The organism is Paraburkholderia unamae (assembly GCF_003268775.1).
Lineage (GTDB): Bacteria > Pseudomonadota > Gammaproteobacteria > Burkholderiales > Burkholderiaceae > Paraburkholderia > Paraburkholderia unamae.
The window spans coordinates 44,277-56,566 of record NZ_QLSU01000049.1; the positions used below are offsets into that span (position 1 = coordinate 44,277).

Consider the following 12,290-nt stretch of genomic DNA (forward strand, 5'->3'; position numbering starts at 1 on the left):
CGCGCGGCTCAATCCGGCACGGCGGGATCGTCGAGGAAAAGCACCATGAGTTCGTCGTCGGCGTACTCGCCGTCGACGCACAGGCCGCGCGGTTCCACCCCGTAGCGCACGAAGCCGAATGAGCGATAGAGCGCCTGCGCACGCGGATTCAACACGCTCACCACGAGCTGGACTTGCAGGAGCCTCATGCCGCGCGCATGGTCGATCGCGCTTTCGAGCAATTGCCGACCAACGCCCCCGCGCCGATACGCGGGGTCGACGAACACGCCCCAGATGAGCCCCTTGTGCGCGACCTTGCGGCGTGGATCGCGATACAGGCCGGTAATGCCGACGAGTGTTTCGCCGTCGAACGCGCCAAACACGGCTCCGTCGGCGCCAGGACGCACGCGCGCACGGCTGGCCTCCGGCGTACGCTGGGCCTCTTCGTCGTAGGTCGTGACGATGCCGGCGGGATAGTTTTGCGTCGCCTGCAAACGCATGGCGTGGAAAGCTTCGGCGTCTTGTTCGTTCAATGCGCGGATGACGGGCTTCGTTTCGTTCATGTGCAGTGCCTGGCAACGGAACAACAGGAGGAGATGACTAGCGTTCGCCACGCAAGCCTGGCACGTCCCCTCGTTTTCTCGCCTCGCGCTAAGATGGACGCCTCGCGCCGCGTGCCGTTCGCGCGGCCTCGTTTCCGGGGTCCATCATGCCGCAAGCCACACCGTCCGACGCCCAGCCCAGCTTCTGGCGCGACCCGGCCCTGCCGTTCATCGAAGTGCGCGCGATCGCCGACGGCCGCAAGGTCCGTTACGGCCGCCACGCACACAGCACGTTTTCGATCGGCGCGGTCACGGGCGGGCGCAGCACCTACCTGAACGGCGAAACGCTCGAGCAAGTGAGCGCGGGCGCGGTGGTGGTCATCAACCCGGAAGTCGTGCACGCCTGCAACCCGGCAGCGGACGAGCCGTGGGCCTACCGCATGTTCTATCTCGACACGGCCTGGCTCGCGAAGCGCCAGCACGACCTCGGCTTCGCCGCCGACGAGGGCTTTCGCCCGTTCGCGCAGACCTTGACCTGGCAGCCCGAACTGTTCGACGGCCTCAATGCGCTCTACGCCGTGCTGGTCGATCCTGAAGCAACGGCCTTGCGCAAGGAAAACGCGGCCGTGGCGTATTTCACGAAGCTTCAGCAGTCGCTCAACCCCGCGCCCGTCGACGCGCGCGAGCCGAACCCGCGCCTTGCGCGCGCCGCCGAGTTCATCGACGGCAACTACACGCGCGCGCTCCGGCTCGAAGAGATCTGCGCAGCCGCCGATCTTTCGCCCTCCTACCTGATACGCGCTTTTCGCGAGCAGTACGGCATGACGCCGCACGCGTATGTCGTGAACCGGCGCATCGAGTTCAGCCGCGCGCAACTGCGGCGCGGTCACGCCATCGCCGACGTCGCGGCCGAAGCCGGTTTCGCCGATCAGGCGCATTTGCAGCGCGCGTTCCGCCAGTTCGTCGCCGCCACGCCTGGGCAGTATCGCGGATAAGGCGCACGCCGGGACTTCACGCAGGCACCAGCCATATCGCGCTGCCCGCCAGCAGCAGCGCCATCGTGCGATTCACGAAGCGCACGCGCGCCGGTTCGCGCAAGGCCTGGCGCAGCGACGCGCCCGCCCACGCCCAGCACGCAATCGAGGCGTAGCACACCACGAAGTAGATCGCGGCGAACTGCCAGACGAGCGCCTTCTCGCCCGAAGCCGCATACACGCCCATGCCCGCCACCGACGCGAGCCACGCCTTGGGATTGAGCCATTGCATCGCCGCGCCCACCATGAGCGAGGGACCGCGCGCGGCCGCTCCCGAGTCGATGCGCCCGTCGTCCGTGGCAAGCCGGTACGCGACGTACAGCAGGAAGACCACGCCCGCCCATTCGATCGCGCGCGTGAGAAACGGCCAGCGCGCGAGCAGTTCGTGCATGCCGAGGCCGATCAGCAGCAACAGCAGTGCGAAGCCGACGGTTGCACCAGTCACATGCCGCAGGCTCGCGCGCAATCCATAACGCGCGCCCGCGCCCAGCGCGACGACGTTGACGGGTCCGGGGGTGATGGATGTGGCCAGCGCAAAGGCGGCCATCGACAAGGCAGTGCTCACGGTTTTCCTCGTTACGCCCATTGGCGATCAATGAGTGCCGAGGGTAGACGCGCGCCGCGCGAACGTATTGAAGAAAATTGCCCATGCGGACGGACACGGGCCGCCTGCGAACTCGCGCTATCATTGCGCCGCACCGACGACACCCTTTCCGGAACTGCAACGTGAAAAAGATCCTCATCATCGGCATCGGCGCGGGCGACCCGAACTATCTGACCGTGCAAGCCATCGAAGCGCTCAACGCCGCCAACGTGTTCTTCGTGATGGACAAGGGCCCCGCCAAGGACAAGCTCGTTGCGCTGCGCAAGGAGATCTGCGCGCGCTTCATCAAGGACCCCGATTACCGCATCGTGGAAGCGACGAGCCCCGAGCGCCGCCGCGACGAAGGCCTCGATTACAAGGCCGCCGTGGACGAGCTCAACCGCGACAAGCAGCGCGTATTCGAGCGCCTGATCGACGATGAACTGCAAGACGGCCAATGCGGCGCGTTTCTCGTCTGGGGCGACCCGTCGCTCTACGACAGCACGATCCGCATTCTCGATGCGATTCTCGCCGAAGGGCGGCTCGCGTTCGACTTCGAGGTGATCCCCGGCATCAGCAGCGTGCAGGCGCTCGCGGCGAAGCACCGCGTACCGCTCAATTTCATCGGCAAGCCGGTGAGCATCACGACGGGAAGGCGGCTCGCCGAAGGCGGTTTTCCGCAGGACGTGGAAAGCGCCGTGGTCATGCTCGACGCGCAGAACGCGTACGCGCAACTGGAGGGCGAAGCGCTCGATATCTACTGGGGCGCTTATGTGGGCACGCCCGACGAGATCCTCATGTCGGGGCGCCTGGAAGACGTGAAGGACGAAATCGTCCGCGTGCGGGCGCAGGCGCGCGACGCGAACGGCTGGATCATGGACACCTATTTGCTGCGCAAGCGCGGCATCGAAGAATGAACGCGGACTGAAGCGCGGCGGGCGCGCTCGGTTCGCTGCTCGATTTGCGGCTCAGTTGAGCCTCTCAGGCAAGCCCCACGCACACGGCCACGATGATCGAGCCGAACAACAGCACGGCGCCCACCGTCCTGCGCTTGTTCAGCTCCGTCCACAGCAGCACGCCCGTGAGCGAAAGCAGGATGAGCGCGCCCGCGAAGCTGTCGATGAACAGCACCCAGCCAACGCTCATGCCCACGCCCTTGTGCAGGTTCGCGATGGTCGTGACCACCGAATTGTCGGTGCGCTTGAGCGAGAGCTTGTCGTTGCCCACCCAGTACTCGACCATCACATTCTCGCCCGGCGCGGTGAACATCATCTGCCAGTGCTCGGGCTGCACGACTTCGCGGTCGCCCCACGCCACCTTGTGCCCGGGTTCCTTCTGCACACGGCCCACGCGCGCGGGCAGCTTGAGATCCGGTTGCGAGCGCAACCACTTGACCATGTCGTGCGGCGTTTCGGGCGCGGGGTCGGGCAGCGCGAGCTGCATGTTCGACACCTGCGGCGCGCCCGGCGAGATGCGCAGCGGCTCGGCGCGATGGTTGAGCACGAAACCCGTGGCGCCGAACAGCAGGCCGAGCGCGGCCCCCCACAGCCCCACCCAGCCATGCACCTTGCGCAGCCACTTGATGAACGTCGCGCGGCGCGAACGCTTCGCGCGTTCCTCGCGCTGCGCGGCGTCGAGATGCGCGCGCGGCGCAGCCGGCGCGTCGATCGCGGCGGTATCGGGAAAGCTCATGTTTCACTCCAGAGTCGCAGAAGATTGTGATAGCAGCCCACGAGGCTGCGCCGTGCCTGAGCGTCGGCGTCGCTCGCGTTCAGGCGCTGGATGGCGGTGTCCATGTCGAAGAGCAGCGCGCGTTTCGTGTCGTCGCGCACGAGGCTTTGCACCCAGAAAAAGCTCGCCACGCGCGCACCGCGCGTGACCGGCGTGACCTGGTGCAGGCTCGTGGCCGGATAGACGATCATGTCGCCCGCCGGCAGCTTCACCTCCTGCACGCCATAGGTGTCTTCGACCACGAGTTCGCCGCCGTCGTATTCATCGGGCGACGAGAGAAAGAGCGTGCACGACACATCGGTACGCAGTTTCACGCCGTTGGGCAGCACGCGCACCGCGCCATCCACATGGCTGCCGAACGTCATGCCGCCTTCATAGCGGTTGAAAAGCGGCGGATACACCTGGTTGGGTAGGGCCGCGCTGATAAAGAGCGGATTGCGCTCGATGGCCGCGAGCACCATGTCGCCCAGCTCGCGCGCAAGCGGCGTGTGTTCGGCGATCTGCTGGTTGCGCTTCACGGGCGCGCCGGACCAGCCGGCCGTGGCGCGGCCGTCCACCCAGGCATCGCCCGCATGGTCGAGCTTCGCGCGCAGCGCGCGCACTTGCTCGGGTGTCAGTACGTTGGGGACGTGAACCAGCATCGTCGTTTCCTTCGTTCGCCGCGTGTGCGGCCGCATTCGTTCAATTGCGCAAAAAGCCCGCATTATGCGGGCTTCGCGTGACAACGCGCAAAAAAGCGCGTCGTCTACATCATGCGCGGGCGTCAGAACCGGTAGTCGGCCGTCGCGAGGAACGTGCGGCCAATGCCCGGCACCGAACGTCCGCCGTCCGACGGGATAAGGGCGTCATAGTAAAACTTGTTGGTGAGATTCAGCAGATTCAGGCGCACATCCCACTTCTTCTCGTGGTACGCGGCCGTCGCGTCCCAGCGGGTGTAGCCGCCGGTTTCCACATAGTTCGTGTTCGCCGCGTAGCGCGCCGACATATAGGTCGGGCCGCCGCCGATTTCCCAATGCGGCGTGAACGCATACGTGGTCCACAGCGTAAAGGTGTTGCGCGGCGTGTTGGCCGGCGTGTTGCCCTGGGTGCCGTCCAGCGCCTTCAGCACCACGCCGTCCATGTACGTGTAGCCCGCGAACACCTGCCACTTGTCGGTGATATGCCCCGTCGCGCCCGCCTGGAAGCCGCGCACGCGAATATCGCCTTCGAGCGTGTATTCGCCGGTCGATGTCTGCGTGCGCGCGTTGTCCATCTCCTGCTGGAAAAATGCTGAGGTTACCGAAAGATTGCCGCCCAGTAGATCCCACTTCGCGCCCACTTCATACGACTTGGTATGCTCGGGCGCGAGATTCTGCGTATTGTTCGTGACCGTGAGCGCTTCGAGCGACGGGTCGAACGAGGTGCCGTACGAGAAGTAGTACGACTGCCAGTCGGTCGGCTGATAGATCGCGCCCGCGCGCACGCTGGTGAACGTGTTGGTCTGGTCCGCGTACAGCGGCGCGTTGATCGTGTTGGCGATATGCGCCTGGAAGCGGTCCCAACGCACGCCGCCAATGAGCTTCCAGTGCTCGCCAATCGACATCGTTTCGTTGAAGTACGCCGCGAACGTGGTCGCGCCCGACTCCGCGTGATTGCCCACGGTCTGCGTGACGTTCGAAGGCGTCGGGATATAGACCGGGTCGAGCAGCGAAAGAATCGGCAGATTGTTGCGCGTGTAGGCCTGATTCGTATAGCTGTCGTGGCCGATCTCGATGCCCGCGAGCATCTCGTGCTTGAGGAAGCCCGTGGTGAACTTGTACTGCGCCATCGTATCGTTGTAGATCGAGTGGTTCTCGATCACGCGGTCGTGGCTCGCGAGCTTGATGTAGAGATCCTCCAGCGGCAGGTTCGTGAAGTTGCCGTTCTTGAGCGCCGTGCTGGAGGAAAGCGGCCCCGTGAGCACGGCGCCCGGCGCGGTTTCGCGCGCGTCGGTGAGCGAGTGCGAGAACTGCGTCTGGTTGCTGATCTTGAACTGATCGTTGAAGGTGTGATCCACGCGCGCCGAAACAGTCTGCACGTCCTGGATCGTGCGGTCGTCGGTGAGGCCGTAGAACGTGCTCTTCGAAGGCGCGAACGGGCGGCCGTTGATCGCCTGCACGCCGTAGTCCGGCATGTCGTAGTTGTGCTGGATGAGCGCAGAGAGCGTCACCTCGGTCGGCGTGCCGATGCCAAAACGCAGCTCGGGCGCGAAACCGTAGTCCTTGTTCTTCATCTCGTCGCGCGTCGAACCCATCGACTGGCCGAACGCATTCAGGCGAAATGCCGCGTGATCGCCGATCGGGCGGTTCACGTCGAGCGTGGCGCGGTAACGGTCGTCGGTGCCGAGGGTGGTCGAGACTTCGGTGAGCGGCTTGAGGTTGGCCTGCTTTGTGACCTGGTTGATCACGCCGCCTGTGGAGCCGCGACCGAACAGCATCGACGAAGGACCGTAGAGCACTTCGATCGATTCGAGGTCGAAGGTGTCGCGGTAATACTGGTTGCGGTCGCGAAAGCCGTCGAGATAGATATCGTTTTGCGCCGTGAAGCCGCGCAGGTTGATGTTGTTGCCGATCTGGCCGCCTTCCGCGCCGCCGATCGTGATGCCGGGCGCGTTGCGCAGCGCGTCCTGAAAGGACGTGGCGCCCTGCGACTGCATCACCGCCTTGTTGATGACCGTGACCGACTGCGGAATGTCGCGCAGCGCCGTGGGCGTTTTCGCACCCACGGTAGACCGCTCTGCCTGGAAGTCCTGAGCATCGCTCTGGCTCGAAACGGAGATGGCGGGCAACGTGGCGTTGTCGGCGGCGGGCGCCGCTGCCGAAGCGGCGGTGGCCGAGGTGGCCGAACTGGCAACGGGTGCGCTTTGCGCGAGCGCTGGAGAAGCGAAAGGTACGGCAAAAGCCAGCGCGAGCGCACTCGCGAGCGGCGTCCTGGTCAACATGTGGTCCCTGTGCAAGGCAAGACCCGGCCGAACGACACGCGCGAAAGGTTGGCGCGCACGACGCGGGTTGATTGGCTGGCTGGGCCGCCCCAAAAGGACCGGGGAAATCGACGCTAGGCTGGCTGGTGTTGTTGTCTGGCCCCGTATTTTTACGAGGAAATGAGAATCGATATCATTCCATATGTTTCATTCTGTTTCAATCGCTAACTGCGGCAAAACAACAGTTTTCGCGTCCACGGCGGAATTAAGGTTAATGTAATTTTCTGAATACTAAATGTAATTATTTGCCGATCGATTTTGTCTGCGTAATTGTTTTTTGGGTGTGCTAGCGAGGACTGCGTACGCGCGAGTGGATCGGAAATCGCATGTCACATTTATTATGGAGTCCAAATTTACTAGCGATTATTTGTTCTTCGCGAATTGCGGCAAAACAGGTGAAGAGAAAGTGACGAGCACAATTTAGCCTTCGCAGGCGAAATCATCGATCTCCCGCATCGTCGACAACGCTTACCGGGCTTTGGGTGGGGCCCAGCGTCGCCCACCTTGCCCTCTAGATTTCCGACAAGGAAACGTCAATTATTTTCAAGGACAGTACCCATCTTCTCAGACAAACGCTAGTCTTTCGCTAATTCATTAAGTAGAAGACAAACGAAATAGGATATTTCCCATGCACCACGCCTATACATTCCGGACTCTTGAGAAAACTCTCAATAACACACGCATGCCGGTTGAGTTACGTGTAGCCGCAGTGGAGGGCCTTAGCTCAATGGGTGGACGGTTCGCCAGAGCGGCCCTTACCGGCGTCATCAACGAAGATGCGGCGCCGCTCGAAGTTCGCATAGCAGCGGCAAAGGCATTGGGGCGCACGGAAGGCGCGTAAGGATAGGCCGGTGGACGTCGTCGTCACGCCGGCTTGCCTTACGCCTCCTGCGCACATTCGCGCAATTGCTGCGCGAGTGCGCCGGTTGCCTCGCTGAGCGCAACGGTGCTGCGCCGGAGAATGCCGATCGGCTCCACGCCCCGCGGCGCCGGCACGCCGATCCGCACGAGCAGTCCCGCGTCGATATCGCTTTGCGCGACCCTTTGCGGCACGATCCAGACGGCGTCCGAGCGGGCGACGATCAGACGTGCCACGGAAGCCGACTGCGTTTCGATGGCGCCTTCGGGCACCGCCAAACCATGGGTTTCAAAGAACGCCTCCGTGTGATGACGCGGCGCGGTGCGTTCACCCGCGATCACGAGCGCAAAGGCGAGCACGGCGTCAAGCGAAGGCTCGGCGCTTTCGAGCGCAAGCGGATGCCCCGCCCGCACGACGACCAGCAGCGACTCGGTGTACAGATACTCGAACGACACGCCTTGCATCATGGCCGGTTCGGCCATGCGTCCCACCATCAGATCGAGATCGCCGCCTTTTAGTGCGCGCAATAATTCGGAGTTCGAATCAGTCTGAATCTTCACGCCTACATGCGGCCGCTGCGCCTTGAAGCGCAGGAGCGCCGAGGGCAGCAATGCCGTCGCGACGGTCGGCAAGGCGCCTAATCGCAATGCTGGCGCCGCGTGCGCGTCGTGGCGCGCGAGCGCTGCGGCGGAGGCCTCGACCGCGCGTGTCGCGTCGAGTGCATAGCGCAAGAAGTGCTCGCCTTGCGCCGTAAGCGCCGCGCCATTCCTGCCACGTTCGACAAGACGCGCGCCCGCCCACGCCTCCAGTTCGACAAGCGTCTTCGAAACGGCCGGCTGGCTCAGGTGCAAACGCGCCGCCGCCCGCGCGAGCGTGCGCTCCTGGGCAATCGCCACGAAACAGTTCAAATGTCGAAGGCGCAGCCTCGACGCCAGCAGCAGCCGCGCGTCGTCGACCGCCTCGCGCGCCGCATCCGCGTTGATGTCGGGCTTGGTGGCCGGTTTCCCGCCCGGCCGGGGTTCGCTCTTTTTCATAACCTCAAGTTATTGAATTTTCGCGAATAAGTCAATTTACTTAACCTGTCGTCAACCCTACATTGGCGTCATCGACACGACCCATCCAACACAAGGAGCACGGAGACATGGCCACGATCGTTGGCGGCATCGCCGTTTCGCACACCCCGACCATCGGGTTCGCGCACGACGCGCACAAGGAAAACGACCCCGACTGGGCGCCGATCTTCGAAAGCTTCGAGCCCGTCAAGCGCTGGCTGCACGAGCAGCAGCCCGACGCCATCGTCTACGTTTACAACGACCACGTGACGTCGTTCTTCTTCGACCACTACTCGGCGTTCGCGCTGGGCATCGGCAGCGAGTACCCGGTCGCCGACGAAGGCGGCGGCGTGCGCGACCTGCCCGGCATAGGTGGAGATCCGGCGCTCGCGCGGCATATCGGCACGAGCCTCATGAGCGACGAATTCGACATGTCGTTCTTCCAGGACAAACCGCTCGACCACGGCTTCTTCTCGCCGATGTCAGCGCTGCTAGACCGCACGCAAACGGGCTGGCCCACACGCGTCGTGCCGCTCCAGGTGGGCGTGTTGCAGTTCCCGATACCCACCGCGCGGCGCTGCTTCAAACTCGGCCAGGCGCTGCGCCGCGCGATCGAAAGCTACCCCGAGGATCTGCGCGTGGTGGTGATGGCGACGGGCGGCCTTTCACACCAGGTGCACGGCGAACATGCGGGCTTCAACAACGTGGATTGGGACCACCGCTTCCTCGACGCGATCACGAACGACCCGGAGGCGCTCGCGGAAATGACGCACGCCGAATACGCGCAACTGGGCGGCCTTGAAGGCGCCGAGGTCATCATGTGGCTGATCATGCGCGGCGCACTGAGCGCCAGCGTGAAGAAGGTGCACAGTGGCTATTACCTGCCTTCGATGACGGGCATCGGCACGCTCGTGCTCGAGAACGCAGCAACGCCCCCGGCCGGAGAAGCGCAAGCAAGGCACCGGGAGCATATGGCGCGGCAGCTTGCGGGCGCGCAGACGTTGACGGGTACGTATCCGTTCGGCCTGGAATCGAGTGTCAAGGCGTATCGGTTGAACAAGTATCTGCACGCGATGATCGATGTGCAGCACCGGCGCGCGTTCCTGGCCGATCCGGAGCGCTCGTTCGCCGAGGCCGGGCTAACCGACGAGGAGAAAGACCTTTTGCGTCGGCGCGATTGGCGTGGGTTGATTCATTATGGGGTAGTGTTCTTCGTGCTCGAAAAACTTGGCGCAGTGGTTGGGACTTCGAACCTTCATATCTACGCTGCCATGCGCGGGGAGCCGCTTGAGCAGTTCCTCAAGACGAGAAATACGCAAGTGCTTTATTCGGTGGCGGGGGATGTGGACGGGGCTGAGGGGTGGGAGGAAGCTGCGCAAGCAATTGCCCGATGGGCACCGACGCAAAGCCGCTTCCGCGCTTAAAATACATCGAGGGCTGGAAGCCCCAGCAGATAATATCGACCGAACGCTTCGCATTCAACATGGCATCGTAGATCGTGCCGAATGCCTCTTCGCCGTTGACCAGCGGCTTGAACGTCCCCTGAGCCGGGTAGTATTCCGTGTCCTGTACGAACCACCGCTGGTTGAACACAGCGCTCCGGGTGCAGGACAGCGCAACGGGTACGGTAATCGGGGGTTGCTGGGTCATGGTCAGACGTCCTTTTTCGGGTCAAGCAATTCGGCGTAGTTGGCGCGATGTTTAGCCCGATCAACTGTGCGGGAAGCGACGGTGGGTTGCCCTTCGTGAAATTGCAACCCGCCGTTGGCGAGCGTGCCGTTATCCGCATTACCCTTGTACTGTTCGGCTACCGGAATGGCGTAACTTGTTCCGTTGGCGAGCTTGAGCGTGTATTTCTGCGTTGTGGGGTGGTGATCCACCTGGATCAAGCCCGTTTCGTCCATCACCCCCAGCCCGACCAGGGTGCTGCCCGCGTACAGGCTCCAGGGCATGCCTGCGGGGATCGCCGCCCGCGCTGAAGGCGACGCGCCCGCATAGAACGTCAGGGGCGTGGTCGGCAACCCCGAGAGCGCCGGATGAGTCAGGTCCAGCGGCGCGTTCAGCGACGCCTTGCCCTGCTGCTGGATCGTGATGAACTTGAGGAACAGGTCCGCAGGGCCACCGAGTGTGATATTGCCGTCCTTGAGCTGGACAAATGCACCGCCACATTCGAGCGTGATTTCCTGCTTCGCGACGATACGCACCGTGCCGTTCACGCTTGATATCGACATGTCCTGATCGGAGTACATCGACATTGCGTCGGTTTGTGCCTGGAATTCAACCGGTCCCTTCGCGGCGTAGATTTTGATACCGAACTTCTGCACGAACAGCGAAATCTTCTCGCCCGCCGCGACCGTGAAGCGCTTGAGCACGCTCCAGTCCGCGCTCTTTCCTGCCACCCCTGAGATGTCGCCCTGCGCCGCGAACTGCATGCCCTGGCCCGCAACCAGCGCCGCCGAAGCCGGTGTGCTCATCAGCAGTCCTGGCTTCTTCAGGCCATCCAGATCGTCCTTCATCTGCTGCTGCGCGTCGGTGTCGGCGGGTTCGGCCTTCGCGCTGCTGGCAGATGCTGCAAGCGCCTTGGCGGTCGCCAGCGCGCTCTCAAGCTGCGCGATGGTCTCCTGCATGTCCAGTTGCTTGCCGGTGGCAGCAGGCCGGTCGTAGGCCGTGAACATGAGCCCCTTGCCCGCGCGGTTGACCCCGTAACCCGATGTTCTCGTCTCGAAGCCTTCGCCCCGGTATTCGAGTTTGTTATTAACCAGGTAACCGAGATTCAGTTGTGACTTGCCCGAATGTTCCGTGCTGAGCTTGACGCCCTCCTGGCCCGCCCAGTCCTCCATGCGCAGTTTGTTGTTGCTCTGCGTGCGGATCGTGTTACGCGAGAGCCAGCGCCGATCACTCGTGATGAGGTCGCGCGCCTGCGAATGATGATGAAACGCAATAATTTCCGGTTTATCAGGGTCGCCATCTCGAAAAGAAATCACCGCTTCATCGTTGTCCAGCGCGACAAAGTGGAAGCCAGTTTGCAGCTTTCCCGCGAAGGGCTTGGCGAGTCGCAGCGGTACGCTCTCGCCACCTTTGGGCCATGTTGCGAAGTCCACATCGAAGCGGACAACGTAATAGCCCACGGAATTGAGGTAGGCGTAGGTGTACTTGTCCGGGCTGCAAATTCGGGCGCTCAACGTACCGCCGATTTTCGCCCAGGTTTCCGGCTTCAGTTCCAGACGGAAACGGCGGTCAGCAGGAATGGCCCGGAACGTGTTCGAATACGCCGCGTCACGCGCGCCGCTGTGCGTGGCCTCGATGATGACCATGCCTTTGGGCGCATCGGGCAGCACGATATCCGTTTCGAGCACCGTGGCGCACTGCAAGGCGAACACGTTGCCCGCGCCTTCGTACACAACCTGGCCGGCGATCGCCGCTTCGTGCCTGAGTTGTGCCTCCCACTGCGCCCCGTCCGCGTCGAGGTGGTTCGTGCCGTAGATATACGGCTGGCCGTAGGTGGTCGGGTC

Annotated in this window: 11 protein-coding genes and 1 pseudogene; 4 read left to right on the forward strand and 8 right to left on the reverse strand. The window is 63.3% G+C overall.

Annotated elements, in window-relative coordinates; translation table 11 throughout:
- Positions 1 to 8: 8 nt before the first annotated feature.
- On the reverse strand, positions 9 to 542 hold the full coding sequence (locus C7401_RS42200; RefSeq protein ID WP_112177992.1) for a GNAT family N-acetyltransferase: 534 nt from the start codon (positions 540 to 542) through the stop codon (positions 9 to 11).
- 146 nt (positions 543 to 688) lie between these two features.
- Here C7401_RS42200 and C7401_RS42205 point away from each other — a divergent pair, with 146 nt between their 5' ends.
- On the forward strand, positions 689 to 1,516 hold the full coding sequence (locus C7401_RS42205; protein ID WP_112177993.1) for a helix-turn-helix transcriptional regulator: 828 nt from the start codon (positions 689 to 691) through the stop codon (positions 1,514 to 1,516).
- 16 nt (positions 1,517 to 1,532) lie between these two features.
- On the opposite strand, the gene C7401_RS42210 is transcribed toward C7401_RS42205, so the two are convergent.
- On the reverse strand, positions 1,533 to 2,120 hold the full coding sequence (locus C7401_RS42210; RefSeq protein ID WP_112177994.1) for a LysE family translocator: 588 nt from the start codon (positions 2,118 to 2,120) through the stop codon (positions 1,533 to 1,535).
- Positions 2,121 to 2,281: 161 nt separating this feature from the next.
- Between C7401_RS42210 and cobF the strand changes: the two genes are divergently transcribed.
- Positions 2,282 to 3,055 (forward strand): precorrin-6A synthase (deacetylating), encoded by a 774-nt coding sequence (gene cobF, locus C7401_RS42215; protein ID WP_112177995.1) that lies wholly within the window; start codon positions 2,282 to 2,284, stop codon positions 3,053 to 3,055.
- 64 nt (positions 3,056 to 3,119) lie between these two features.
- Here the strand turns inward: cobF and C7401_RS42220 are convergent, their stop codons facing one another.
- The 3 genes from C7401_RS42220 to C7401_RS42230 form a co-directional block, all read right to left on the reverse strand.
- Positions 3,120 to 3,830 carry a PepSY-associated TM helix domain-containing protein gene (locus tag C7401_RS42220; protein ID WP_112177996.1) on the reverse strand — a complete coding sequence of 237 codons (711 nt, stop codon included), beginning with the start codon at positions 3,828 to 3,830 and terminating at the stop codon, positions 3,120 to 3,122.
- Complete coding sequence (locus tag C7401_RS42225) at positions 3,827 to 4,510, reverse strand: Fe2+-dependent dioxygenase (RefSeq protein WP_112177997.1); 684 nt, start codon at positions 4,508 to 4,510, stop codon at positions 3,827 to 3,829. The genes C7401_RS42220 and C7401_RS42225 overlap by 4 nt, the downstream gene beginning before the upstream one ends.
- Before the next feature lie 122 nt (positions 4,511 to 4,632).
- Entirely contained in the window at positions 4,633 to 6,828 is a 2,196-nt protein-coding gene (locus C7401_RS42230) for a TonB-dependent receptor (RefSeq protein WP_112177998.1), read from the reverse strand.
- Positions 6,829 to 7,495: 667 nt separating this feature from the next.
- Between C7401_RS42230 and C7401_RS45420 the strand changes: the two genes are divergently transcribed.
- Positions 7,496 to 7,708, forward strand: a complete 213-nt coding sequence (locus C7401_RS45420; protein WP_133254636.1) for a hypothetical protein — start codon at positions 7,496 to 7,498, stop codon at positions 7,706 to 7,708.
- A 38-nt stretch (positions 7,709 to 7,746) separates the two neighbouring features.
- Here the strand turns inward: C7401_RS45420 and C7401_RS42235 are convergent, their stop codons facing one another.
- On the reverse strand, positions 7,747 to 8,760 hold the full coding sequence (locus C7401_RS42235) for a LysR substrate-binding domain-containing protein (RefSeq protein WP_112177999.1): 1,014 nt from the start codon (positions 8,758 to 8,760) through the stop codon (positions 7,747 to 7,749).
- A gap of 107 nt (positions 8,761 to 8,867) precedes the next feature.
- On the opposite strand from C7401_RS42235, the gene C7401_RS42240 reads away from it, so the two are divergent.
- Positions 8,868 to 10,202 (forward strand): gallate dioxygenase, encoded by a 1,335-nt coding sequence (locus C7401_RS42240; RefSeq protein WP_112178000.1) that lies wholly within the window; start codon positions 8,868 to 8,870, stop codon positions 10,200 to 10,202.
- Here C7401_RS42240 and C7401_RS45880 read toward each other — a convergent pair.
- Positions 10,156 to 10,428: pseudogene (locus C7401_RS45880) on the reverse strand (phospholipase D-like domain-containing protein); the annotation flags it as partial. The gene C7401_RS42240 and the pseudogene C7401_RS45880 sit on opposite strands and share 47 nt — an antisense overlap.
- Positions 10,429 to 10,430: 2 nt before the next feature.
- Positions 10,431 to 12,290, reverse strand: a 1,860-nt coding sequence (locus tag C7401_RS42250; protein ID WP_112178001.1) for a type VI secretion system Vgr family protein, incomplete at its 5' end; no start/stop codon positions are given.